This is a genomic window from Streptomyces sp. NPDC051822 (genome assembly GCF_044452745.1).
Classification (GTDB): Bacteria; Actinomycetota; Actinomycetes; order Streptomycetales; family Streptomycetaceae; genus Streptomyces.
The window spans coordinates 137312-161746 of sequence record NZ_JBITBZ010000006.1; the positions used below are offsets into that span (position 1 = coordinate 137312).

23 protein-coding genes and 1 tRNA gene are annotated in these 24435 nt (G+C 71.6%); 4 read left to right on the top strand and 20 right to left on the bottom strand.

Translation table 11 applies throughout. From position 1 onward, the window contains the following. Positions 1–119: 119 nt before the first annotated feature. The 14 genes from ACIA8N_RS20190 to pgsA form a co-directional block, all read right to left on the bottom strand. The gene (locus tag ACIA8N_RS20190) at positions 120–671 is read right to left on the bottom strand and encodes an adenine phosphoribosyltransferase (RefSeq protein WP_365785108.1); all 552 of its coding nucleotides are present in this window, start codon (positions 669–671) and stop codon (positions 120–122) included. Continuing rightward, on the bottom strand, positions 668–1750 hold the full coding sequence (gene secF / locus ACIA8N_RS20195; protein ID WP_365785106.1) for a protein translocase subunit SecF: 1083 nt from the start codon (positions 1748–1750) through the stop codon (positions 668–670). The genes ACIA8N_RS20190 and secF overlap by 4 nt, the downstream gene beginning before the upstream one ends. A gap of 1 nt (position 1751) precedes the next feature. Beyond that, positions 1752–3521: a protein translocase subunit SecD gene (secD, locus tag ACIA8N_RS20200; protein ID WP_365785104.1), complete on the bottom strand. Its 1770-nt coding sequence runs from the start codon at positions 3519–3521 to the stop codon at positions 1752–1754. A 144-nt stretch (positions 3522–3665) separates the two neighbouring features. Continuing rightward, entirely contained in the window at positions 3666–4154 is a 489-nt protein-coding gene (gene yajC, locus ACIA8N_RS20205; RefSeq protein ID WP_365785102.1) for a preprotein translocase subunit YajC, read from the bottom strand. Between the two features lie 165 nt (positions 4155–4319). Then, on the bottom strand, positions 4320–5408 hold the full coding sequence (gene ruvB, locus ACIA8N_RS20210) for a Holliday junction branch migration DNA helicase RuvB (RefSeq protein WP_365785100.1): 1089 nt from the start codon (positions 5406–5408) through the stop codon (positions 4320–4322). 37 nt (positions 5409–5445) lie between these two features. Next, positions 5446–6078 carry a Holliday junction branch migration protein RuvA gene (gene ruvA, locus ACIA8N_RS20215; protein WP_365785098.1) on the bottom strand — a complete coding sequence of 211 codons (633 nt, stop codon included), beginning with the start codon at positions 6076–6078 and terminating at the stop codon, positions 5446–5448. Next, on the bottom strand, positions 6075–6638 hold the full coding sequence (gene ruvC, locus ACIA8N_RS20220; protein ID WP_365785096.1) for a crossover junction endodeoxyribonuclease RuvC: 564 nt from the start codon (positions 6636–6638) through the stop codon (positions 6075–6077). Before ruvC ends, ruvA begins: the two co-directional genes overlap by 4 nt. A gap of 156 nt (positions 6639–6794) precedes the next feature. After that, positions 6795–7547 (bottom strand): YebC/PmpR family DNA-binding transcriptional regulator, encoded by a 753-nt coding sequence (locus tag ACIA8N_RS20225; protein ID WP_030204558.1) that lies wholly within the window; start codon positions 7545–7547, stop codon positions 6795–6797. A gap of 62 nt (positions 7548–7609) precedes the next feature. Beyond that, positions 7610–8203: a pyridoxal 5'-phosphate synthase glutaminase subunit PdxT gene (pdxT, locus tag ACIA8N_RS20230; RefSeq protein ID WP_030551864.1), complete on the bottom strand. Its 594-nt coding sequence runs from the start codon at positions 8201–8203 to the stop codon at positions 7610–7612. A gap of 6 nt (positions 8204–8209) precedes the next feature. Beyond that, positions 8210–9124: a pyridoxal 5'-phosphate synthase lyase subunit PdxS gene (gene pdxS, locus ACIA8N_RS20235; protein ID WP_030204560.1), complete on the bottom strand. Its 915-nt coding sequence runs from the start codon at positions 9122–9124 to the stop codon at positions 8210–8212. 117 nt (positions 9125–9241) lie between these two features. Then, positions 9242–9784: a hypothetical protein gene (locus ACIA8N_RS20240; RefSeq protein WP_365785093.1), complete on the bottom strand. Its 543-nt coding sequence runs from the start codon at positions 9782–9784 to the stop codon at positions 9242–9244. 620 nt (positions 9785–10404) lie between these two features. After that, positions 10405–11556 carry a glycosyltransferase family 4 protein gene (locus ACIA8N_RS20245; protein WP_365785091.1) on the bottom strand — a complete coding sequence of 384 codons (1152 nt, stop codon included), beginning with the start codon at positions 11554–11556 and terminating at the stop codon, positions 10405–10407. After that, positions 11553–12488: a phosphatidylinositol mannoside acyltransferase gene (locus ACIA8N_RS20250; protein WP_365785110.1), complete on the bottom strand. Its 936-nt coding sequence runs from the start codon at positions 12486–12488 to the stop codon at positions 11553–11555. The genes ACIA8N_RS20245 and ACIA8N_RS20250 overlap by 4 nt, the downstream gene beginning before the upstream one ends. Before the next feature lie 86 nt (positions 12489–12574). Further along, on the bottom strand, positions 12575–13237 hold the full coding sequence (gene pgsA / locus ACIA8N_RS20255; protein WP_030204569.1) for a phosphatidylinositol phosphate synthase: 663 nt from the start codon (positions 13235–13237) through the stop codon (positions 12575–12577). A gap of 269 nt (positions 13238–13506) precedes the next feature. Here pgsA and ACIA8N_RS20260 point away from each other — a divergent pair, with 269 nt between their 5' ends. Next, positions 13507–15714: an elongation factor G-like protein EF-G2 gene (locus ACIA8N_RS20260; RefSeq protein ID WP_365785089.1), complete on the top strand. Its 2208-nt coding sequence runs from the start codon at positions 13507–13509 to the stop codon at positions 15712–15714. Between the two features lie 175 nt (positions 15715–15889). Continuing rightward, the gene (locus ACIA8N_RS20265) at positions 15890–17548 is read left to right on the top strand and encodes a hypothetical protein (protein ID WP_365785087.1); all 1659 of its coding nucleotides are present in this window, start codon (positions 15890–15892) and stop codon (positions 17546–17548) included. A gap of 37 nt (positions 17549–17585) precedes the next feature. Here ACIA8N_RS20265 and ACIA8N_RS20270 read toward each other — a convergent pair whose 3' ends face one another. After that, on the bottom strand, positions 17586–18149 hold the full coding sequence (locus ACIA8N_RS20270; protein WP_365785085.1) for an HIT domain-containing protein: 564 nt from the start codon (positions 18147–18149) through the stop codon (positions 17586–17588). A 65-nt stretch (positions 18150–18214) separates the two neighbouring features. On the opposite strand from ACIA8N_RS20270, the gene ACIA8N_RS20275 reads away from it, so the two are divergent. Then, on the top strand, positions 18215–18928 hold the full coding sequence (locus ACIA8N_RS20275) for an ion channel (RefSeq protein ID WP_365785083.1): 714 nt from the start codon (positions 18215–18217) through the stop codon (positions 18926–18928). A gap of 12 nt (positions 18929–18940) precedes the next feature. Here ACIA8N_RS20275 and thrS read toward each other — a convergent pair whose 3' ends face one another. The 3 genes from thrS to ACIA8N_RS20290 all read right to left on the bottom strand — a co-directional run bounded on the left by thrS (position 18941) and on the right by ACIA8N_RS20290 (position 22965). After that, positions 18941–20917, bottom strand: coding sequence for a threonine--tRNA ligase (gene thrS / locus ACIA8N_RS20280; protein ID WP_365785081.1), 1977 nt, complete (start codon positions 20915–20917; stop codon positions 18941–18943). 159 nt (positions 20918–21076) lie between these two features. Then, the gene (locus ACIA8N_RS20285) at positions 21077–22399 is read right to left on the bottom strand and encodes a hypothetical protein (RefSeq protein WP_365785079.1); all 1323 of its coding nucleotides are present in this window, start codon (positions 22397–22399) and stop codon (positions 21077–21079) included. After that, positions 22399–22965 (bottom strand): DUF4365 domain-containing protein, encoded by a 567-nt coding sequence (locus tag ACIA8N_RS20290; RefSeq protein ID WP_365785077.1) that lies wholly within the window; start codon positions 22963–22965, stop codon positions 22399–22401. Before ACIA8N_RS20290 ends, ACIA8N_RS20285 begins: the two co-directional genes overlap by 1 nt. Positions 22966–23086: 121 nt before the next feature. On the opposite strand from ACIA8N_RS20290, the gene ACIA8N_RS20295 reads away from it, so the two are divergent. After that, on the top strand, positions 23087–23815 hold the full coding sequence (locus tag ACIA8N_RS20295; RefSeq protein ID WP_365785075.1) for a 3'-5' exonuclease: 729 nt from the start codon (positions 23087–23089) through the stop codon (positions 23813–23815). Between the two features lie 48 nt (positions 23816–23863). On the opposite strand, the gene ACIA8N_RS20300 is transcribed toward ACIA8N_RS20295, so the two are convergent. Both ACIA8N_RS20300 and ACIA8N_RS20305 read right to left on the bottom strand, forming a co-directional pair. Next, positions 23864–23935, bottom strand: a tRNA-Val gene (locus ACIA8N_RS20300). Positions 23936–23974: 39 nt separating this feature from the next. Then, positions 23975–24421: an SRPBCC family protein gene (locus ACIA8N_RS20305; protein WP_365785073.1), complete on the bottom strand. Its 447-nt coding sequence runs from the start codon at positions 24419–24421 to the stop codon at positions 23975–23977. Positions 24422–24435: the final 14 nt, after the last annotated feature.

Genomic DNA, 24435 nt, shown 5'->3' on the forward strand with positions numbered 1-24435 from the left:
GACTCCTCCTGGCGACGCACAACGGTCGGGAACGGCGACGGGCGCCTCGGGAGAACCCGGGGCGCCCGTCGCCGTATCCCTCGACCGTTATCGGGCGGGAGATCGTCGGACTTGAAAGATCACACTCGGATGAGTGCCGTGAGCGGAGCGCCGTTCAGGGCCGGTTCCAGACGGGCGCGGCCCGGGAGGAAGCCGAGTTCCATGAGGACGGCCACGCCCGCGACCTCGGCGCCCGCGCGCCGGATGAGCTCGATGGAGGCCTCGGCCGTGCCGCCGGTGGCGAGGACGTCGTCGATGACCATGACGCGGTCGCCCGCCTCCAGGTCCTCGGCGTGCACCTCGATCTCGGCGGTGCCGTACTCCAGCTCGTACGCCTGGCGGAGCGTCGCCCCGGGGAGCTTGCCGGCCTTGCGGACCGGGATGAAGCCCAGGCCCGCGCGGACGGCCACCGGGGCGGCCAGGATGAAGCCGCGCGCCTCGAGGCCGACGATCTTCGTCGCGCCGTGCGCGGAGCACAGCGCGGCGAGGGCGTCGGTGAGCGCCGTGAACGCCTCCGGGTCCGCGAGCAGCGGCGTGATGTCCTTGAACAGCACGCCCTGCTTCGGATAGTCGGGGACGTCGCGGATGCGGCTCAGCAGGAGTGCGGTGACGTCCTGGGCCTCGGCGGTCATCCTCGGTGCTCCGGCGCGCGGCCGTGGCGGCCCGCCCGCGGGCCGATGACGGCGATCTCGCCCTCGTCGGCGTACGACTCGCCCGTCCCGTCCTGCGACTCGCCCTGGGCCGCGGCACTGGCCCGCTTGGCGAGGATGCGCTTCTTCAGGGCCTTGATCGCCGGCTCGCGCTCCTTGAGGTCGGCGACGAGCGGGGTGGCGATGAAGATCGAGGAGTACGCACCGGCGGCGAGACCGACGAACAGCGACAGCGAGATGTCGTTGAGCATGCCGGCGCCGAGGACACCGCCACCGATGAAGAGCAGGCCGGCGACCGGCAGCAGCGCGACGACGGTGGTGTTGATCGAACGGACCAGGGTGCCGTTGATCGAGCGGTTCGCCAGCTCGCTGTACGTGAAGCGGGTCTGCTTCGTGATGTCCTTCGTCTGTTCCTTGAGGGAGTCGAAGACGACGACCGTGTCGTACAGCGAATATCCGAGAATGGTCAGCAGACCGATCACCGTACCGACCGTGACCTCGAAGCCGACCAGCGAGTAGATGCCCACCGTGATCGTGAGGTCGTGGATGAGGGCGATGAGCGCCGCGACCGCCATTCTCCACTCGAAGGCGATGGCCAGATAGATCACCACGAGGATCATGAAGACCCCCAGGCCCGTCCAGGCCTTGTTGGCGATCTGCTCGCCCCAGCTCGGGCCGACGAGCTCCGCCGCGATCTTGTCCTCGGGGACGTTGAGGTCCTTGGCCAGCTCCGAGCGGACCTGGTCGGACTGCGCGGTGTCGAGGCCGCCGACCTGGATGCGCAGGGAGCCGTTGCCGAGCTGCTGGACGATCGCGTCGTGGCCGGAGGCCTCTTCCGCGTACTCCTGGGCCTGGCTGACGGAGACTTCCGACTTCGGGGTGGTGAAGACGGCGCCGCCCTGGAACTCGATGCCCATGTTGAGGCCGCGGACGGCCAGGGCGACGATGGCGGTGATGGTGATCAGGATGGACAGGCCATACCAGATCTTGCGGTTGCCGATGAAGTCGTAACCGACCTCACCGCGGTGGAGCCGGGCGCCGAGATCGCCGAGCTTCGACATCTCACGCCTCCTTCGGGTCGGCAGCGGCAGGGGCAGTGGCACGGCGGGCGCGGCGCAGCGGCGGCTTGGCGCCGAGACGCTTCGGGTCGAGACCCGACCACGGGTGACCGTTGCCGAAGAACTTGGTCTTCGCCAGCATCGTCATGACCGGCTTGGTGAAGAGGAACACCACCACGACGTCGAGCAGGGTGGTCAGGCCGAGCGTGAACGCGAAGCCCTGGACCTTGCCGACGGTGACGAGGAACAGCACGGCCGCGGCCAGGAACGACACGAAGTCGGAGACCAGGATGGTGCGGCGGGCGCGCGGCCAGGCGCGCTCGACGGCCGGGCGGAGCGTACGGCCCTCGCGCAGCTCGTCCCGGATGCGCTCGAAGTAGACGATGAACGAGTCCGCGGTGATACCGATGGCGACGATGGCGCCGCAGACGGCCGGCAGGTTCAGCGCGAAGCCGATGGCCGGGCCGAGCAGGGCCATGATCACGTAGGTGAGGAGCGCGGAGACGCCGAGGCTGAGGATGGCGACCAGCGACAGGCCGCGGTAGTACGCGACCAGGTAGACGATGACCAGGCCGAGACCGATGGCGCCGGCGATGAGGCCGGCCTCCAGCTGGTCACCACCGAGCGCGGCGGTGACGGTGTCGACGCTCTGCGTCTCGAAGGAGAGCGGCAGGGCGCCGTACGCCAGGATGTTGCCGAGGTCCTGGGCGGTCTGCTGGTTGAAGCTGCCGGAGATCTGCGCGCTCGCGCTCAGGGTGGTGCGGACCGAGGGGGCCGAGACGACCTCGCCGTCCAGGACGATCGCGAACCGGTTCTGCGGCTCGGCCTGTGCCGAGAGCTTGCCGGTGATCGCCTGGAACTTCTTGGAGCCGCCGTCGGTGAACTCCATGTCCACGATCCACTGGCCGGTCCGCTGGTCGATCGCGGCCTTGGCCTTGTCGACGTCCTTGCCCTCGACCTCGGCCGGGCCGAGCAGGTACTTCGACCAGATGCCCGGGGCGTCCTCGCCACAGGCGACGGTGGGCTCGGCCGGCTTGACGCCCTGACCGGCGGCGGTCCGCTGCTTCGGGTCGAGGCAGTTCAGGGTGGCGAACTTCTGCTCCAGCGCCGCCTGGGCGGCGTCGGGCGTCGGGGTCGCCTGCGGGGTTCCGGTGGCCTTCGGCGTCGTGGACGGCGAGGCGCTTCCGGTGGGCGTCGGGGTCGGGGCCTTGAGGGCCTCGGTGAGCGCACGGCCCTGCGTGGAGGCGGTGGCCGTCGGGGTCGCCGGCTTCTCGCCCGCCGTCGCGCCGGAGGCGGAGGAGGACGGCTTCGGCGAGGCCGACGGGGAGCCGGAGGAGCTGGCGGTCGGCGCCGGCTGCGGCGCGGCGGCCGCGACGGCGAGAACGGGCCGGAAGTAGAGCTGGGCGGTGGTACCGACCTGCTCCCGGGCCTGCTTCTCGTTCGTCCCGCGAGGGATGTTGACGATGATGTTCTCGCGGCCCTGCGTCTGGACCTCGGCCTCGGAGACGCCGAGACCGTTGACACGGCGCTCGATGATGCCGACGGCGGTGTTCATGTTGGTCTCGTTGACCGCCGACTCCTGGCCCGGCTCAGCCTTGGCCTTGAGCGTGATCGACGTACCGCCGGCGAGGTCGATGCCCAGGCGCGGGGTGGTGTGCCCCGACCAGAACATGCCGCCGGTGAGCGCGACCATGGCGATCAGGATGAGTGCCAGGGCGCGGCCCGGCCGGCTCTGTCCCCCCGCCGGCCTTCGGCCCTTCTTCGGTGCTGCCACCTGTCGTATCTCCCTGTCCAACCGTCTCGCGCCGGGTATGCGTGAGACGGCCACGAAGTGTGTGTGGGGACCTGCCCCCGCAGACGTGGAACCGTTCCGGGGACCGCGCGCGCCGGTGGGCGTGCGCGGTGCTCCCGGCCGCGACTACTTCGCGTCGGTCTCGCCTTCGGACTTGCCGTCCTTCTGGCCCTCGGTGGCGGCGTCGGCCGCGTCCTTCTTCGTCAGATCGGCCTTGGCGGCCGCGTCGTCCGTGTCGGCGGCCTTGGCGGTCTCCGTGCCCTCCGTGGCCTCGGCGGCCTCGGTCAGCGACGAGGCGTCGTCCGGGACGACGGCGTCGGAGTCCGACTCGTCGTCGCCGTGGACGATGCGGTTGTACTCGGAGTCCTCGAGGACCGCGCCGATGGCGTTCTTGGCGTAGACGGCGTGGACGCCGGGCGCGACTTCGAGGAGGACGGTCTCGTCACCGATCTCCTTGACGGTGGCGTACATCCCCCCGATCGTGCGTACGCCGGTGCCGGGCTGCATCTCGTTGCGCATCTGCGCCGCCGCCTGCTGCTTCTTCTTGGCAGAGCGGGTCATCAGGAACATGGCCCCGATGAGGACGATGAAGGGGAGGAGGGTCACGATGCTCACGGGACGGGTTTCCTTCGCACGGTCGCGGAGAACCCGCGGCCTGATCTTCGGGGGTGGGCGCGCCGACCAGAAAGGGCGGCATCGGCGGAGTCTAGGCGAGTCCGCATCGATGGAACAACGTCCAGCATCGCACCCCGGTTCCTGTCCGGGCGAGTGTCGACACCGTCACGCCCCGAAGAGCCCCTGTTGTCCGCTTCCTGTCCCGCCCGGGCCCGCTGCCTGCGGCGGAACCAGTCCGAGGTGGGTCCAGGCCGCCGGAGTGGCGACCCGGCCACGGGGTGTGCGGGCCAGCAGACCTTCGCGTACGAGGAAGGGTTCGGCGACCTCCTCGACGGTCTCCCGCTCCTCCCCCACCGCGACGGCGAGGGTGGACAGACCGACCGGTCCGCCGCCGAAGAGCTTGAGCAGGGCCTCCAGGACGGCGCGGTCGAGCCGGTCGAGGCCGCGGCCGTCGACCTCGTACACCCTGAGGGCCGCCTCCGAGATCTCGCGGGTGATCACTCCGTCGGCCCTCACCTGCGCGTAGTCGCGGACGCGGCGCAGCAGACGGTTGGCGATGCGGGGGGTGCCCCGGGAGCGGCCGGCGATCTCGGCGGCGCCGGCCGCGTCGATCTCGACGTCGAGGAGTCCGGCGGAGCGGTGGATCACGCGCTGGAGCTCGGCCGGGTCGTAGAACTCCATGTGGCCGGTGAAGCCGAAGCGGTCGCGCAGCGGCGGCGGCAGGAGTCCGGCGCGGGTGGTGGCGCCGACGAGGGTGAAGGGCGGGAGTTCGAGCGGGATGGCGGTGGCGCCGGGGCCCTTGCCGACGATGACGTCGACGCGGAAGTCCTCCATCGCCATGTAGAGCATCTCCTCGGCGGGCCGGGACATGCGGTGGATCTCGTCGAGGAAGAGGATCTCGCCCTCCTGGAGGGAGGAGAGGATCGCGGCGAGGTCCCCGGCGTGCTGGATGGCGGGGCCCGAGGTGATGCGGATCGGGGCGTTCATCTCGGCCGCGATGATCATCGACAGGGTGGTCTTGCCGAGGCCGGGGGCGCCGGAGAGCAGGACGTGGTCGGCGGTGGCGCCGCGCTGGCGGGCGGCCTTGAGGACCAGGTCGAGCTGCTGGCGGACCTTCTCCTGGCCGACGAACTCGCTGAGGTCCTTGGGGCGCAGGGCCGCCTCGACGGCCTGGTCGTCGCCCTCGGCGGCGGCGCCGACGATGCGCGCCTCGGCGTCCGCTGCCTCGGCGGTGGTGTCGTCGTCCCAGTTCACGGTGGATGCCTTCTCGTTCGTACGGGTGGTCCGCGGGTCAGCGGGCGCGGTTGAGGGTCTGCAGGGCGGCGCGGAGCAGCTGCGGTACGGGGGCGGCGCCGGTCTCCGCGATGGCGGCCTCGGCCTGCGGGGCGACGGCGCCGACGGCCTCCTCGGCCTCGCGGCTCTGGTAGCCGAGGCCGATCAGGGCGGCGGTCAGCTGCTCGGTCCACGGCGCGGGTCCGGAGGCCGCGGCGCGCTGGGCACCGACCAGGCCGCTGCTGCCGAGGGGGCTGCCGAGCTTGTCCTTCAGTTCGAGGAGGAGTTTCTGGGCCCCCTTCTTGCCGATGCCGGGCACCGCGGTGAGGGCCTTCTCGTCACCGGTGGACACGGCGAGGCGCAGGGCGTCGGGGCTGTGCACCCCGAGCATGGCCTGTGCGAGGCGGGGGCCGACGCCGCTCGCGGTCTGGAGGAGCTCGAAGACCTGGCGCTCGTCGTCGTCGGCGAAGCCGTACAGGGTGAGGGAGTCCTCACGGACGACGAGGGAGGTGGCGAGCCGGGCGTCCTGCCCGATCCGGAGCCCCGCGAGGGTCGCCGGGGTGCACTGGACGGCCATGCCGACACCGCCGACCTCGATCACGGCCGTGGTGGGGGCGAGTGCGGCGACCGGGCCGCTGACGAAGGCGATCATCGGGTTCGGCCTTTCACTGCGGACGCCTGCTGGGCGACCGCCTGCTGGAGACGGTTCTGCGCGACGGCCTGCTGGAGACGGTTCTGGGCGGGAGCGCGCCAGATGTGACAGATGGCGAGGGCGAGGGCGTCGGCGGCGTCGGCCGGCTTGGGCGGGGCGGCGAGCCGGAGCAGCCGGGTCACCATGGCGCCGACCTGCGCCTTGTCGGCGCGTCCGCTGCCGGTGACGGCGGCCTTGACCTCGCTGGGGGTGTGCAGGGCGACGGGGATGCCGCGGCGCGAGGCGCAGAGCATGGCGACGGCGCTCGCCTGTGCCGTGCCCATCACCGTACGCACGTTGTGCTGGCTGAACACCCGCTCCACGGCGACGAGTTCGGGCGAGAAGCGGTCGAGCCACTCCTCGATGCCGCGCTCGATGCCGACCAGGCGGACGCCGATGTCGTCGTCCGCCGCGGTCCGCACCACGCCCACGCCGAGCATGCTCAGCGGCCGTCCGGCGACGCCCTCGACGACGCCGACGCCGCACCGGGTCAGACCGGGGTCCACCCCGAGAACACGCACGCCGCCCCCCTCCACCGATTCCATCGATCACCTGTTTGTGCAGGCTATCGGCTGCCACCGACAACGCCGTACGAACGACAGCGGGCCGACGGGGGCGTGTCCCCGTCGGCCCGCTGTGGAACGGCCGCGATCAACGGCCGCGATCGACAACCGTGATCAGGCGTCGACCTTCTCCATGACCTCGTCGCTGACGTCGAAGTTGGCGAAGACGTTCTGCACGTCGTCGCTGTCCTCCAGCGCGTCGATGAGCTTGAACATCTTGCGCGCGCCCTCTTCGTCGAGCTCGACCTGCATGGTCGGGACGAAGCTGGACTCGGCGGAGTCGTAGTCGATTCCGGCCTCCTGGAGGGCGGTGCGGACCGCGACCAGGTCGGTGGCCTCGCTGATGATCTCGAACGACTCACCGAGGTCGTTGACCTCTTCGGCGCCCGCTTCGAGCACCGTCTCCAGGACGTCGTCCTCGGACAGCTCGCCCTTGGGGAGCACGACGACGCCCTTGCGGTTGAACAGGTACGAGACCGAGCCCGGGTCGGCCATGGAGCCGCCGTTGCGGGTCATGGCCACGCGCACGTCGGAGGCGGCGCGGTTGCGGTTGTCGGTGAGGCACTCGATGAGCACCGCGACACCGTTCGGGCCGTAGCCCTCGTACATGATCGTGGCGTAGTCGGCGCCGCCGGCCTCGAGACCCGCACCGCGCTTGAGCGCGGAGTCGATGTTCTTGTTCGGGACCGACTGCTTCTTCGCCTTCTGGACGGCGTCGAACAGCGTCGGGTTACCGTCCAGGTCGGCGCCGCCCGTGCGGGCCGCGACCTCGATGTTCTTGATCAGCTTCGCGAAGAGCTTGCCGCGCTTGGCGTCGATCACGGCCTTCTTGTGCTTCGTCGTAGCCCATTTAGAGTGGCCGGACATCTGCCTGTCTCCTTCGCGTAACCCATTACTGAACGAACCCCAGAGATCCTACCGGGATCGGATCAGCGCGCCGCGCGCACCATGTCGACGAACAGGGCGTGGATGCGGTGGTCCCCGGTGAGTTCCGGGTGGAACGAGGTCGCGAGCGCCCGGCCCTGCCGTACGGCGACGACGTGGCCCTCGTGCTCGGCGAGGATCTCGACCTCGGCGCCGACGGACTCCACCCAGGGGGCCCGGATGAAGACGCCCTCGACGGGTCCGTCCTCGATGCCCGCCACGGTGACGCCGGCCTCGAAGGACTCGTTCTGCCGCCCGAAGGCGTTACGGCGGACGATCATGTCGATGCCGCCGAAGGTCTCCTGGCCCGAACGCGGGTCGAGGATCTTCTCGGCGAGCATGATCAGGCCGGCGCAGGTGCCGTAGACCGGCAGGCCGGCCGCGATGCGCTCGCGGAGCGGCTCCGCCATGCCGAACAGGTCGGCCAGCTTGGAGATGGTGGTGGACTCACCACCGGGGATGACCAGGCCGTCGATCTCGGCGAGTTCCTCGGGGCGCCTCACCGGCCTGGCCACGGCGTCCGCCGCGGCCAGGGCGATCAGGTGCTCCCGTACGTCGCCCTGCAGGGCCAGGACACCAATCACGGGAGAGGGGTTCATCGGTGCTTACCAGCCACGGTTGGCGTAGCGCTCGGACTCGGGGAGGGTGTCGCAGTTGATGCCGACCATGGCCTCGCCCAGGTTGCGGGAGGCGTCCGCGATGATCTTCGGGTCGTCGTAGAAGGTGGTGGCCTTCACGATGGCGGCGGCGCGCTTGGCCGGGTCGCCCGACTTGAAGATGCCGGAGCCGACGAAGACGCCCTCGGCGCCGAGCTGGCGCATGAGCGCGGCGTCGGCCGGGGTGGCGACGCCACCGGCGGAGAACAGCACGACCGGCAGCTTGCCGAGCTCGGCGACCTCCTTGACCAGCTCGTACGGGGCGCGCAGGTCCTTGGCGGCGGCGAACAGCTCGTTGTTGTCGAAGCCGCGCAGACGGGCGATCTCGTTCTTGATCTGGCGCAGGTGGCGGACGGCCTCGACGACGTTGCCGGTGCCGGCCTCGCCCTTCGAACGGATCATGGCCGCGCCCTCGGCGATGCGGCGCAGGGCCTCGCCCAGGTTGGTGGCGCCACAGACGAAGGGGGTGGTGAAGGCCCACTTGTCGGAGTGGTTGACCTCGTCGGCCGGCGTGAGGACCTCGGACTCGTCGATGTAGTCGACGCCGAGGGACTGCAGCACCTGGGCCTCGACGAAGTGGCCGATGCGGGACTTGGCCATGACCGGGATGGAGACGGCACCGATGATCTCTTCGATCATGTTCGGGTCGGACATGCGGGCCACGCCGCCGTCCTTGCGGATGTCCGCGGGGACCCGCTCCAGGGCCATGACGGCCACGGCGCCGGCGTCCTCGGCGATCTTCGCCTGCTCGGCGTTGACCACGTCCATGATCACGCCGCCCTTGAGCTGCTCGGCCATGCCGCGCTTCACGCGGGCGGTGCCGGTCTCGGGAGACTGGGGGGAAACGGAAGGCGTGGTGGACACGGGGTACCTCACTCGTGACAACGGGGGTTGACGACTAGGTCGAGGAAACAGTCCACCTGGGGTCCACAGCAAGGGCCAATGTGGACCCGGTGGATCGTTTTCGCAGGTTACGGGGTGTCAGACCGGGCGATCGGCAAGGGCCACCGGCGGCTCGTCGTCCATTTCGAAGGCCAGCGGGAAGGGCGCGTGGCCCGCGAGGCGGAACCAGCGGACCTTACGGTGGCGGCGCAGGGCGCGGGCGGCCCGTACGGCGTCGTTGTGGAAGCGGCGGGCCATCGGCACCCGGCGGACGGCCTGCGCCAGCTCGCCCGCGGCCTCCTCGCCGCCGGGGGCCGCCCGGACGACCTCCATCTGCTCGGGCTCGCCGAACACGGCCCGCAGGGCCTGGCTGAGCTCGCTCTCGGCGACCTCCCGGTGGTCCTCCTCGGCCTGCCGGGCGGCGTGCGCGGCCTCGTACAGCACGATCGAGGCGGCCGGATCGAGCACACCGGAGGTGGCCAGCTCCTGGGTGACCGAGGCCCGGCGCAGCAACTGGGCGTCCAGGGCCGCGCGGGCCGCGTCGATACGGGAGTGCAGCCGGTCGAGTCGTCCGGCGGTCCAGCTGAGATAGACGCCGATGAGGATCAGCGCGACGACGGTCCAGATCAGGGTTTCGGTCACGGGCGCACAGGCTACCGGGGCGGCTCCCACCCCCGTTGCGGGCAGTCGCTCCGCCGGGGCGGCGCCCACCCCCGATGCCGTCGCACCGTTCCGCCGGGGCGGCGCCCACCCCCGTTGTAGGCAGTCGTTCCGTCGAGTCTGCGCCCACCCCCGATGTCGTCGCACCGTTCCGCCGGGGCGGCGCCCACCCCCGATGCCGTCGCACCCTTCCGCCGGGGCGGCGCCCACCCCCGTTGTAGGCAGTCGTTCCGCTGGGCGGAACGGGTGGGCACAACGGGCGGCGCCCCCTGCCGGGCCTAGGCTTCCGCGCCCTGACCCGCACCCGTGGTGCGGTGCACTGCTGGTGCGGGTCCAGGCACAAGGGGCGAGGCGCCGCCTAGGGCGCCGTCCCGTGTGCCCACCCGTCCCGCCCAGCGGGACGACTGCCCACACGGGGGTGGGCTGGGTGGGTGGTGGGCCGAGCCCCAGGCGGGGATGGGTGGCGGGCCGAGCCCCAGGCGGGGTGGCGGGCCGAGCCCGGGCGGGGGTGGGATGGCGCGGGCGCGGGCCTGGACGAGGTCCCCCGGGGCGGGCCCGCCCCGGGGCGGCCGGCGCGGGGTCCGGCCCGAGGGGCCCGGGCCCTACAGGCCCAGGCGGGATCGCAGGGTCACGCGCTCGTCCGTGTCCACCGCCGCCGCGCCGTCCGCCACCGTCTCGTAGACCGCCAGGATGTCCGCGCCGACCGTCGCCCAGTCGAAGCGGCGGACGTGCGCCGAACCCCGCGCGCTCAGCCCCGCGCGGCGTTCCTCGTCGCCCAGGAGCCGGATCGCCGCCGTCGCGAGCGCGTCGGCGTCCTCGTTGGCGAAGAGCTCGCCCGCCGCTCCCTGGTCGAGGACCTGCGCGAAGGCGTCCAGGTCGGAGGCGAGGACCGCCGCACCCGCCGACAGCGCCTCGACGAGGATGATGCCGAAGCTCTCGCCGCCGGTGTTGGGCGCCACGTACACGTCGACGCTGCGCAGCAGCCTCGCCTTGTCCTCGTCGCTGACCATGCCGAGGAACTCCACCCGGGAGCGCATCTCGCGCGGCAGCGACGCCACCGCCTCCTCCTCGTCCCCGCGCCCGGCGACGAGGAGCCGCGCTCCGGGCCGCTCGGTGAGGATGCGGGGCAGCGCGCGCATGAGGACCGGCAGGCCCTTCCTCGGCTCGTCGATCCGGCCGATGAAGCCGAGGGTCTCGCCCTGCCATTCCTTCTTGGGTTCGGCGCGGGCGAAGAAGTCCACGTCGACCCCGTTGGGGATGACGACGGCGTCGCCGCCGAGGTGCTCGACGAGCGTGCGGCGCGCGTACTCGCTGACCGCGATCCGGGCGCTGATCTTCTCCAGGGCCGGCTGGAGGATCGGGTACGCGGCGAGCATCGCGCGCGAGCGGGGGTTCGAGGTGTGGAAGGTGGCCACGATCGGCCCCTGCGCCGCCCAGCAGGTGAGCAGTCCCAGGGAGGGCGAGGTCGGCTCGTGGATGTGGACGACGTCGAAGGTGCCGTCGTGCAGCCAGCGGCGTACCCGCGCGGCGGAGAGGAAGCCGAAGCTGAGCCGCGCCACCGAGCCGTTGTACGACACGGGGACGGCCCGGCCGGCCGAGACGACGTACGGCGGCAGCGGGGTCTCGTCGTCGGCCGGGGCCAGGACGGAGACCTCGTGGCCGAGCCGGATCAGGTGCTCGGCGAGGTCCCGGATGTGGAACTGGACGCCGCCCGGCACGTCCCAGGAGTACGGGCAGACGATCCCGATCTTCACGCGCCGCGCTCCCCGTCCCGCTCGGGAACCATGGCGGGTTCCGGGCGTTCCTCCAGGTCGGCGAGCCACAGTCGCTGCAGCATGTGCCAGTCCTCCGGGTGGTCCGCGATGCCGGCGGCGAAGGCGTCGGCGAGCGCCTGTGTCATCACGGCCGTCTTCTCGGTCCTGCTGCCCGCCTCGGGTACGTCGACCGGCGGGTGGATGCGGCCCCTCATGACCGACGTCTCGTCGTACCAGAGGGTCACCGGCAGCAGCAGCGCGCCCGTCTGCTGGGCGAGGATCGCGGGTCCCGCCGGCATCCGCGCCGTGTCGCCGAAGAAGGCGACCTCGATGCCGGAGGCCGACAGGTCGCGGTCGGCGACCAGGCAGACCAGGCCGCCCGCCCGCAGACGCCGGGCGAGCGTGCCGAAGGCGGAGCCTCCGCTGTGCGGGAGGACCTCCATGCCGAGGGACTCGCGGTAGGCGACGAAGCGGTCGTAGAGGGTCTCCGGCTTGAGCCGCTCGGCGACGGTCGTGAAGGGGATGCCGAGGCAGCGGGTCACCCAGACCCCGGCCAGGTCCCAGTTCGCCAGGTGCGGCAGGGCGATGACGACCCCGCGCCCGGCGGCGATGCCGTCCGTGAGGTGGTGGGCGTCCTTGATGTCGACGTCGCGCTCGACCCGGTCCTTGTCCCAGGTCGGCAGCCGGAAGGACTCCATCCAGTAGCGCATGTACGAGCGCATGCCGGCCTTCGACAGCTCGGCGAGGCGCTCCGGCGTGGCGTCGGGCACCACGCGCGCGAGGTTGGCCTCAAGACGCAGGACGCTCTTGCCGCGCCGCTTCCAGGTGAAGTCGGCGATCCGCCGGCCGAGGCCGGTGGCCACCGGTTCGGGGAGTTTCTTGACGGTCGCCCAGCCGGCGCCGTAGAGCCCGTCGCTCAGTCGTTCCTTCAGCGTGCTGTCCGTGGCGGGCGTGCCGTCCTTCTGCCCGCCGTCCTTCTGCCCGCCGTCCTTCGGAGGCGTGCCGTCCTTCTGCGCACTCACGATGTCGCCCCGCTCCCCCCGGCCGCGGCGGCGTCCGCCTCGGCCGATTCCCGTCGTACGGTCACGACCCGCTGTCCCAGGGTGACGGCGCTGCCGACGGCCACGATCCACAGGGCGATCGGGAGCAGCACGTCGACGCCCGGCACGCCGAAGGCGTGCAGACCGGCGAGGCCGGCGGCGACCAGCGAGATCACGAGCCGTTCGGCCCGTTCGATGAGGCCGTTGACCGCGACCGGCAGGCCGATCGATTCGCCACGCGCCTTGGTGTACGAGACGACCTGACCGCTGGCCAGGCAGAAGATCGCCACGGCGCACAGCACGTTGTCGTCGCCCTTGCCCGCGTACCAGAGCGCGAAACCGCCGAAGATGGCGCCGTCGGCGACCCGGTCGAGCGTCGAGTCGAGGAAGGCGCCCCAGCGGCTGGAGATCCCGGCCTGCCGGGCCATGTTGCCGTCGACGAGGTCGGAGAAGACGAACAGGGTGATGACGATGGTGCCCCAGAAGAATTCTCCGCGGGGGAAGAAGACCAGCGCACCGGCCATCACTCCCGCCGTGCCGATGAGCGTGACCGCGTCGGGGCTGACGCCCCGGCGGAGCAGAAACGCGGCGAACGGTGTGAGGACACGCGTGAAGAATGCACGCGCGTACTTGTTCAGCATGGCCTTCCCGAGGTTCGGTGGGCCGCGCGGCCCCTATGACCACCGGCTCACCCATCGTAGCCACGAGCACCGCGGCGTACCGGCGGCACCCGCCCGCCGCGTCGCCGTCCCCCCGGCGGGCCCGCTCCGTGTACGACGTATGGACGCGTCCCGGCGTCGGTGCAAAGCTCGAAGGACCACCGCGGGCACCGCCGGAGCCGTACCGCGACACACCACTCCCCCGCGCCCGCGTCCCGCCGCACCGTGCGAGCAGCCGGGAGGAACACATCATGGGTGACAAGGCGAACACGACCGCCGGGGCCGCCGGCGGGGCTCTGACGGCCGACCGGCCCACGGCCGTACGGAACGTGGTGCTGGTCGGCCACAGCGGATCGGGCAAGACGACCCTGGTGGAGGCGCTGGCACAGACCGCCGGGGCGCTCAACCGGGCGGGCCGGGTCGAGGACGGCGCCACCGTCTCCGACTACGACGAGATCGAGCACCGCCAGCATCGCTCCGTACAGCTCTCGCTCGTTCCGGTCGGCTGGGACGGGTACAAGATCAACCTCCTCGACACCCCCGGGTACGCCGACTTCGTCGGGGAGCTGAGGGCCGGTCTGCGCGCGGCGGACGCGGCCCTCTTCGTCGTCTCGGCCGCCCAGGAGGCCGACGCCGTCGCCGCCTCCACCCGGATGGTCTGGGAGGAGTGCGCCGCCGTCGGCATGCCCCGGGCCATCGTCGTCACCCATCTCGACACCGCCCGCACCGACTTCGACGAGCTGACCGCCGTCTGCTCCTCCCTCTTCGGCCGTGACGACCCGGACGCCGTCCTGCCGCTCTATCTCCCGGTGCGCGGCGAGGAGGGGCCCGACGGGCACGCGCGCGCCACCGGTCTGGTCGGCCTGCTCTCGGAGCGGATCTTCGACTACTCCACGGGGGTACGTCGGGAGAGCCCGCCCGACGAGAGCCGGCGGGAGCTCATCGAGGAGGCGCGCGCCCGGCTGATCGAGGGGATCATCGCCGAGAGCGAGGACGAGACCCTCATGGACCGCTACCTCGGCGGTGAGCGGATCGACGTGAAGACGCTCGTCGACGACCTGGAGAAGGCGGTCGCCCGGGGCGCCTTCCACCCGGTGCTCGCGGCCGCCCCGGCCATCGACGGCGGTACGCAGGGCCTGGGCACCGTCGAGCTCCTGGAGCTGATCACCGGCGGGTTCCCGTCCCCGCTGGAGCACGAGCCGCCCGCCGTCACGACCCCCGACGGCCGCCCCCGGCCGCCGGTCACCTGCGACCCCGAGGGCCCCCTGGTCGCCGAGATCGTCAAGACCGCCGCCGACCCCTACGTGGGCCGGGTCTCCCTGGTCAGGGTCTTCTCCGGGACCCTGCGCCCCGACGAGACCGTCCACGTCTCTGGTCACGGCCTGGCCGACCGGGGGCACGAGGACCACGACGTCGACGAGCGGGTCGGCGGGCTCACCTCCCCCTTCGGCAAGCAGCAGCGCCCCATGGCACGGTGCATCGCCGGGGACCTGGCCTGTGTGGCCCGGCTCGGCCGGGCGGAGACGGGCGACACGATCTCCGCGAAGGACGACCCGCTCCTGATCGAGCCCTGGAGCATGCCGGAGCCGCTGCTCCCGCTCGCGGTCGAGGCGCACAGCAAGGCCGACGAGGACCGGCTCTCGCAGGGCCTCGCCCGGCTGGTCGCAGAGGATCCGACCCTGCGCCTCGAACACAACCAGGACACCCGGCAGGTGGTGCTGTGGTGCCTGGGCGAGGCCCACCAGGACGTCGTGCTCGAACGGCTCAGGGGCCGCTACGGGGTCCAGGTGGACGCCGTGCCGTACAAGGTGTCGCTGCGCGAGACCTTCGGCGGACGTTCGGCGGGCCGCGGCCGGCACGTCAAGCAGTCCGGCGGACACGGCCAGTTCGCCATCTGCGAGATCGACGTGGAGCCGCTCCCGCCGGGCAGCGGCATCGAGTTCGTCGACAAGGTGGTCGGCGGGGCGGTCCCGCGCCAGTTCATCCCCTCGGTGGAGAAGGGGGTGCGGGCCCAGGCCGCGCGGGGCGTCGCCGCCGGGTATCCGCTGGTCGACATCCGTATCACCCTGCGGGACGGCAAGGCCCACTCGGTGGACTCCTCCGACGCCGCCTTCCAGACGGCCGGGGCGCTCGCGCTGCGGGAGGCTGCCGCTGACGTCGCCGTCCACCTCCTGGAGCCGGTGGCCGAGGTCGAGGTCCTCGTGCCGGACGAGTACGTCGGGCCCGTGATGAGCGACCTGTCGGGGCGGCGCGGCCGGGTCGTCGGCACCGACCAGGCCGGCCCGGGGCGGACCGTGGTCAGGGCCGAGGTGCCGGAGATCGAGATCGGGCGGTACGCGATCGACCTGCGGTCCGTGTCGCACGGCACCGGCAGGTTCGACCGTACGTACGCGAGGCACGAGCCGATGCCGCCGCACCTGGCGGAGAAGGTCCGCGAACAGACTGGAAAAAGCCCCTAGTTGACGAGTTGTCGCCAGCTGTCGCCCGCGTCGCCGTCGTGGAGCGGGCGGCATTCGGCCGACCCGCCCCACTCCGGTGACGCATCAGGCGGTACCCGGTTACGCTGGGGTGCCCAGCTCAGAAGGTGTGCGGGGCGCGGCAGTTGGGAACAGCCCGCACAGGTACTCGCGCGCGATGGGGGCGGCAGTGGCGATGGACGGTTTCGGACCCGGGGCACAGATTCCCCTGCAGGGCTCCGGTGGCGGGGCGGGGGCGACGAACGCCCTCGCCTCCGCCGCGTACCGGGACAGTCCGCTGGACACGATCAAGGAAGCCGACAACGACCTCTACAAGTCGACGGTCAAGGAAGGGAAGTGGCACAAGCTCTTCCACCCCGACCTCGGCGAGGCGTTCTCCCGCGCGGTCCAGGTCCGCATGCTCGGGGGCGCCCGCAAGGCACTCATCCAGTCCTTCGGCGCCGACCCCCAGCCGGTCGTCGAGCACTGCCTCGCCGCCTCCCGCCTCCGCAGGCAGCGCGACATCAAGCTGACCCTGGTCACCTTCGTCTGCGGCGTGCTCTTCCTGCCCGGTCTGCTGCTCTGGCTCGGAGTCATCCAGCTCCGCCGGATCGCGGCGGGTTCGGACAACAAGCGCACCAGCGCCGTCGGCACCGTGCTCCTCGTCGCGGCCGGACTCTTCGCCCTGCTCGTCCTGCTGAAGCTGCCCTTCGACGGGATCCTGCCGAACTACCTGCGCGCCATGATCGCGGCCCCGGTCGTGGGCTGGTTCCTCGCCCGGCGCATCTGCGAGGGCACCGCCGTCGACCTCCGGGAGCGCTGGACGGCCCTGCTCAGCGGCGGCGGCGTCGGTGCCAAGATCCCCGAGGCCGCCCCCAGGGACCCGGGCGAGAAGGCCGCGGAGGAGCTGCGGCAGAACCTGGAGAAGCTCTCGGCCGAGCAGCAGTCCAACATCGTGTTCTACGCGGGCGCCAAGGGCGTTCTCGGTCTCGGCACCCGCTGGGGCAGCTGGACCCTCGCCGAGGAGCTCGTCCCCCAGCCCGGCCGCGAGATCCACGACTTCCGCGCCTGGGACCTCGTCCGCAAGATCCACGACCAGCTGACCCTGCTGGAGCGCGGCTCGCTGAAGACCGGCTTCCCGAAGCCGACCGTCAAGCACTGGGTCGTCTCCCCGGTCGGGGAGGGCGCCGACGAGGTCACCCGGCCCGAGGGCGACAGCATCGTCCACTACCAGGTCAAGCCGCACGAGATACAGCGCATCTGCAACGACCAGCAGTTCGGCGCCGGCAACCGCCACTACCTGGGCGTCCAGTTCACGCTCTGGGACGGGAACCTGGTCCTGACCATGATGGTCACGGTGACGTCGCTGCTCCACACCCTCCGCATCGAGGTCACCGGGCACGCCCTGGGGCCTGTGCACGGTCTGTTCACCACGAAGCCGAAGGCGAAGACCAAGGAGGTATCCAAGACCGTCCGCTTCTGGGAGACCCGGGAGATCAAGCAGCCGCTGATGACGACGGACGAGGTCGTCCGGCTCGCGGTCCGCGCCCCGCTCACCTGGTATCCGCCGGTCCTGGACTTCCTCGGCGGCAAGCTCGTCCTGCCGGAGCCCTTCGGGCTGCGGCACATCTGGGCCGGGCCGCCCTGGAAGAACCGGTTCATGGCGGACGACGCGATCCGCATGGCGACTCCGGTGCTGCGGGCGGTCCACACCGCGACCATCAAGATGCTCGACGACCACGGCGTGGACACCGAGCGCTTCACGAACCGCTCGCTGATCCTCGGCGGCGCCGTCCAGGAACCGGGCCCGAAGAAGGCCGACGTCTACGACGCCTGACGCGCCCGTATCCCGGGTTCCTGAAGGCCCGTACGGATCAGACCGTGGCCGGCCAGGCGTCGGCCAGCATCTTCCGGGTGTCGGCGAGCAGCTGCGGCAGCACCTTGGTGTGGCCGACGACCGGCATGAAGTTGGTGTCCCCGCCCCAGCGCGGCACCACGTGCTGGTGCAGGTGGGCGGCGATGCCGGCGCCCGCGACGGCGCCCTGGTTCATGCCGATGTTGAAGCCGTGCGCACCGGACGCCGCGCGCAGCGCGACCATCGCGCGCTTGGTGAAGTCGGCGAGCTCCGTGGTCTCCGCGACGTCCAGGTCCGTGTAGTCGGCGACGTGACGGTAGGGGACGACCATGAGGTGGCCGCCGTTGTACGGGTACAGGTTGAGGACCGCGTACACGCTCGCGCCCCGCGCGATCACCAGACCGTCCTCGTCCGACTTCGACGGAATCGAGCAGAACGGGCAGCCGTCCTCGGCCCCCGGCCCGGTGGGCTTGTTCTCGCCCTGGATGTACGCCATCCGGTGAGGCGTCCACAGGCGCTGGAACGCGTCCCGCGTCCCGACTCCGATCTGCTGCTCCGGCTCAGTCGTCATGCCGAGCAGCATATTGCGTCGCCCGTTCGGAACGTGTCGCCGGGGCGGGAGATCCATCCGGCGGCCATGCTGATCCGATGAGCGAAAGGTCACCGAAACCGCCCCGGCAGGAGCGCTGGGACAGGCATCTGGAGAACCCGCTCGCGGTGGCCTCCGGCGTCTATCTTGCGGGGTACGCGGTCCGGGTCCTCGGCCACGACGATCTCCCCCAGGCCTGGCTCGACCTCTGCCTCGCCCTCACGCTCGCCGCCTGGGCCGTCTTCGTCGTGGACTACGCGGTACGGCTCCGCCTCAGCGGCCTCGGTCCGCTCCGTTTCGTCCGTACGCATCTCCTCGACACGGTGGTCCTGGTGATCCCGCTGCTGCGGCCGGTACGGATGGTGAACATCTACGACCGGGTCCAGCGCCGCAAGGACAAGCCGCGGCTCAGCATCTACGCGCGCGTGATGGTCTACGCCGGCCTCACCACGACCCTGCTGGGCTTCGCGGGAGCGCTCACCGTCTACAAGTACGAGAGGGACGCCCCCGGCGCCTCGATCCTCACCTTCGGCGACGCGGTGTGGTGGACCTGCGCCACGCTCGCGACGGTGGGGTACGGGGACGTCGCCCCGGTGACCCCGGCCGGCCGGCTCACGGCGGTGGGCGTGATGGCCTGCGGGCTGGCCCTGCTCGGCGCGGTCACGGGTTCGTTCTCGTCCTGGCTGATCCAGGCGTTCACCCGGGAGGACGAGAAGGGGACCGGGCCGGAGGAAGGGAGGAGGCCCCCGGGGGACTCCCCGGGGGCCTCCTGAACGCTCAGGTCATCACACCTGGACGCGGTCCTCGACGATCTTGGCGAGCTTGGCGATGGCCTCGTCGACGGGGATGCCGTTCTCCTGCGAACCGTCGCGGTAGCGGAAGGAGACGGCGCCCGCGGCCATGTCCTCGTCACCCGCGATGATCATGAACGGAACCTTCTGCTTCTGCGCGTTCCGGATCTTCTTCTGCATCCGGTCCGAGGAGGAGTCGACCTCCACCCGCAGGCCCTGCTTCTTCGCCTTGGCGGCGAACTCGTGCAGGTAGTCGACGTGGGCGTCGCCGATCGGGATACCGGTGGCCTGGACGGGCGCCAGCCACGGCGGCATCGCGCCCGCGTAGTGCTCCAGGAGCACCGCGAAGAACCGCTCGATCGAGCCGAACAGCGCGCGGTGGATCATGACCGGGCGCTGCTTGGTGCCGTCCGGGGAGGTGTACTCCAGGTCGAAGCGCTCCGGCAGGTTGAAGTCGAGCTGCACGGTCGACATCTGCCAGGTGCGGCCGATGGCGTCCCGCGCCTGCACCGAGATCTTCGGGCCGTAGAACGCGGCGCCGCCCGGGTCGGGGGTCAGCGGGAGGCCCTGCTTCTCGGCGACCTGCTGGAGGACCGCGGTGGCCTCCTCCCAGATCTCGTCCGAGCCGACGAACTTCTCCGGGTCCTTGGTGGACAGTTCCAGGTAGAAGTCGGTCAGGCCGTAGTCACGCAGCAGGTTGAGGACGAAGGTGAGGGTCTTGTCGAGCTCCTCCGCCATCTGCTCCTTGGTGCAGTAGATGTGCGCGTCGTCCTGGGTGAAGCCGCGGGCCCGGGTCAGGCCGTGCACGACGCCGGACTTCTCGTACCGGTACACGGTGCCGAACTCGAAGAGGCGCAGCGGCAGTTCACGGTACGAGCGGCCGCGCGCGTCGAAGATCAGGTTGTGCATCGGGCAGTTCATGGGCTTGAGGTAGTAGTCCACGCCCTCGTCGAGCTGCATGGGGGGGTACATGCCCTCGGCGTACCAGTCCAGGTGGCCGGACTTCTCGAACAGCTTGCCCTTGGTGGCGTGCGGCGAGTAGACGAACTCGTAGCCCTCCTCCTCGTGGCGCTTGCGCGAGTAGTCCTCCATGACCCGGCGGATGATGCCGCCCTTGGGGTGGAAGACCGCGAGGCCGGAGCCGATCTCGTCGGGGATGGAGAAGAGGTCGAGCTCGTTGCCGAGCTTGCGGTGGTCGCGCTTCTCGGCCTCGGCGAGGAAGTCGAGGTGGGCCTTCAGCTCCTCCTTCGACGGCCAGGCGGTGCCGTAGATGCGCTGGAGCATCGGGTTCTTCTCGCTGCCGCGCCAGTAGGCGGCGGCGTTGCGCATCAGCTTGAAGGCCGGGATGTTCCGGGTGGTCGGCAGGTGCGGACCGCGGCAGAGGTCCTTCCAGCACAGGTCGCCGGTCTTGGCGTCGATGTTGTCGTAGATGGTCAGCTCGCCGCCGCCCACCTCGACACTGGCGCCGTCGTCGGTCGACGCGGAACCCTTGATGCCGATGAGCTCCAGCTTGTACGGCTCGTCCGCCAGCTCCGCGCGGGCGTCCTCGTCGGTGACCACACGGCGGGCGAAACGCTGGCCGCGCTTCTGGATCTCCTGCATCTTCTTCTCGATGACCTTGAGGTCCTCGGGAGTGAAGGGCTTCTCGACGTCGAAGTCGTAGTAGAAGCCGTCCCGGACCGGCGGGCCGATGCCCAGCTTGGCCTCGGGGAAGAGCTCCTGCACGGCCTGGGCCATGACGTGCGCGGTCGAGTGGCGCAGGATGTCGAGACCGTCCGGGGAGGAGATCTCGACGCCCTCGACGACATCGCCGTCGGAGAGCTCGTACGACAGGTCCTTCAGTTCGCCACCGACGCGGGCGGCGATGACGGTGCGGTCGTCGGCGAACAGGGCGCCGGCGGTGGTGCCCGCGCTCACCGCCCTCTCCTCTGCTTCGGAGGCGGACTGGACGGTCACACGGACATCAGACACGGGTGTTCTTCTTCCTTTGGGGCGCGGACAGACACGAGGTGCCGGCGCCGACGGTGCGCGACAGAGACGAGGTGCCGCGCATCGCCGATGGTACCGAGGAGACCGTCCCACCCGCGAAACGGTTTCCCTCAGGCCTCCGCGCCTCAGGCCCGCACCCACTCACTCCTCGTCCGGCCCGCACGCCTCCTCGAAGAAGTCTGCGTCATCGATGGTCCCCTGGATCGCCTTCATGATCCTGTCCCTTTCGGTCTCGTCGACCTGTACGGGGACGACCCCGGAGGCGTCGGTGAGGCGCCGGAAGCCGCCCCGGCTCTCCAGGCGGCCCACCACCCGGATCGGAAGCCCCACGAGATGGGCGTGGCCCGCGGTGCGGTACGCCTCCTCGTCGAGGGTGACCCGGACGTGCGGGACCTCCGCCCCGCCGAGCACACGGAGGCGTACGGTGCCCTCGCCGCGGGGCCCCGAGCGGCGCATGCGGACGACGGCGCCGGTGAGCCGGACCGGTACGGAGGGCTCGTCGGTCAGGTAGCGGGCGCTCGCCTCCCGCAGGGCCGGCAGGTCGCCGGGTGAGAACTCGACCGGTTCGGGCCGGGCCGCGCAGCCCTCGGGAGCCCCGGCGGAGGGGGCCCACTCCAGGGCGACGCGAGCCCCCTCGGTGCCGCGGACGAGGGCGACGAGGGCCTCGGTGAGTTCACGGCTGACACCCGCCTCGACGGCGGCGTCGAAGGCCTCCATGCCGCCGGTGGCCCGCTGGTAGTCGGTGGCCTCGCGGGCCGCGTGGAGCGCGTGGTGGAGCCGGACGGCGACCGCGCGGCCCGGCTCGACCGGCAGGAAGGCGGTGAGGCCGCGCCCGCCGGTGACCGCGCCGACGACGACCGACTCCAGGGAGGCCTGGGCCGGGCGCCGGTGCCGGGCCCCGTGGTAGCCGGCCCGGACGCGCACGGCGAGGGCGCCGGCCAGGAGCAGCTGGCGGGCGGCGGACCTGAGCTGCTCCTGCACGGTCCAGGGGACCGTGCCGGCCGGGCCCGGGGGCACGTCGCGCCACCAGCGGATCTCGTCGCTGGGCACGGCGAGGCCGGTGAGGACCTCGCGGGCGGAGGGCGTGGCGCTGCGGGCGAGGGCGGTGAGCGCCTCGCCGAGCAGGTCCTCGCAGTCCGGGAAGGCCCGGCTCTCCGGGACGAGGAGGCTGGTACCGGTGCCGCTGCCCGGCGGGGTCCACCGGCTGTAGCGGCCGGCCGCCCCGCCGCGCCGCCGCCACCCGTGGCGGGCGAGGAGGGCTCCGAGGACGCGCGGGTCCACCCTGCCCGGGTCGGGTGCGCCCTGGCTGTCGGCCCAGGGTCCGGCGGGCGGGCCGGGGACACCGGTCCAGGACGCCGGGAGGTCGTTGGGCGCGGGGTGGGGCCGGTAGGGCGGGGGCACGGAGGCGGGGCCGTGCCCGCCCCCCTCGTCCCCGAACCTCGGTTCGTCGATCGGCCGGTGCATCAAGGTCTCCCTCCCACGCCGACTCGGGTCATGATCTCGCAGAGCGCCCGGTCGTCGAAGATCCGCGCCGTCGGGACGCGCACGGTGGTCCTGCGCCGTCCCGTGACCGGGTGCCCGGCCAGGTTGATCCAGTAGCAGCAGTGCCGCAGGTCGAGCCGGTCGTGCCCCGCCCTCAGCCAGTCCTCCTGTGACCTCGGGACGAGCATCACGACGAGGATCTTGTGCACGGACACCGGGGTCCTGGCGAGTTTCACCAGGTGGTCGTTGTCGAGGGTGAACGCGAAGGTGCTCCCGGGCGGGCCCGGCGGTATCTGGTAGGTGCACTTGAGCTGCACCTTGATGGTGACCTCGTCGTCGACGGTGTGTCCGGGAGAGCCGTGGCTCACGTGCCAGTCGATGCCGTTGTCCGGAAAGGGCTGGGACAGCGAGCAGCCGGCCGCGGCGGCGACGGCGTGCAGGTATCCCACCTGAAGGGTCTCCATGCAGGCGGTGGTGGCGAGTGAGCCGCGCGTCGGAGCCAGCCGCTGGGGCGGCAGCCCTCCCGACTCGGGCTGGGCGAGCGCCATGTCGATTTCCTTCCCCGTCCCTTGTGTTGTGACCGGTCCGCGTACGGCGCAAACAGTCCGGGTATCACCGTTTCGGGGCAGGGGGTTGGCCATCTGCCGCACGTGTGCAGGGAGTTCAGGGATGACAATGCACTGGTACGAAGGGCCCCTGGCCGCTTTCGACACGGAGACCACGGGAGTCGACGTCGAGGGCGACCGGATCGTCTCGGCCGCTCTGGTCGTGCAGGACGCCGCGGGCGCGCGCCCCCGGGTGACGCGCTGGCTGGTCAACCCGGGCATACCGGTGCCCGAGGGGGCCACCGCCGTACACGGCCTGACGGACGATCACCTCCAGCGGAACGGCCGGTGGCCGGCTCCGGTGATGGAGGAGCTGGCGCGCGCGCTGGCGGAGCAGGTGGCGGCGGGGCGCCCGCTGGTGGTGATGAACGCGCCCTTCGACCTGACGATCCTCGACCGCGAGCTGCGCAGGCACCGGGCGTCCACGCTGGGCGCCTACCTGCCGGGCACGCCCCTGTGCGTGCTCGACCCGCGGGTCCTGGACAAGCACCTGGACCGGTACCGGAAGGGCCGCCGGACGCTCACGGACCTGTGCGCGCACTACGAGGTGGAGCTGGCGGGGGCGCACGACGCGGCGGCGGACGCGACGGCGGCGCTCGATGTCGTACGGGCGGTGGCGCGGCGCTTCTCGTCCCGGCTGGAGCGGCTGACCCCTGCGGAGCTGCACACGCTGCAGGCGGTGTGGCACGCGGCGCAGGCGCGGGGTCTCCAGGCGTGGTTCACCCGGCAGGGCACGCCGGAGATCGTGGACCCGGCGTGGCCGCTGCGGCCCGAACTGGGCACGGCGGCGTGACACATGACAGAGGCCGGTCCGTCTTTCGACGGACCGGCCTCTACCCGGTGGGCGATACTGGGATCGAACCAGTGACCCCTTCGGTGTGAACGAAGTGCTCTCCCGCTGAGCTAATCGCCCGGGAACGGGTTGAACCATACAGGCCTTCGCGCCCTTCGTTCAAACCGCTCGCAGGTGGGTGGCGAGTCCCCGCCGCCCGCCGCGCATCATCAGGGCGTGGTTGGCGCGGAACACCGGTCGCCCGGGGACGGCGAGGGTCCTCAGGAGCCGGGCCCGGACCTCGACCTCCTGCTCGTACACGGCGAGGGTGCCGGCCCCTTCCGGGGTGACGGTCCAGCGGGCCCAGCCCTCCAGGTCGCCGCCGAGGCCGATCTCCAGGACCCCGGCCGCCGGGTCGCGGCGCAGCGCGCGGGCGGTGACGACGATGTCGTACGGGAGCAGGGAGCGGAAGCGGGCGGTGCCGGTGCTGTCGTCCACCGGGACGACCTCGCGGACCTGGGGCCACCAGCGGGGGTACTCCTCGGCGCGTTCGAGGACCGCGTAGACGGCGTCGGGCGGGGCGGCGAGCCGCCAGAGGCTGCGGAAACGGTACCGGCACCAGTCCATGCCCCCAGTGTGGA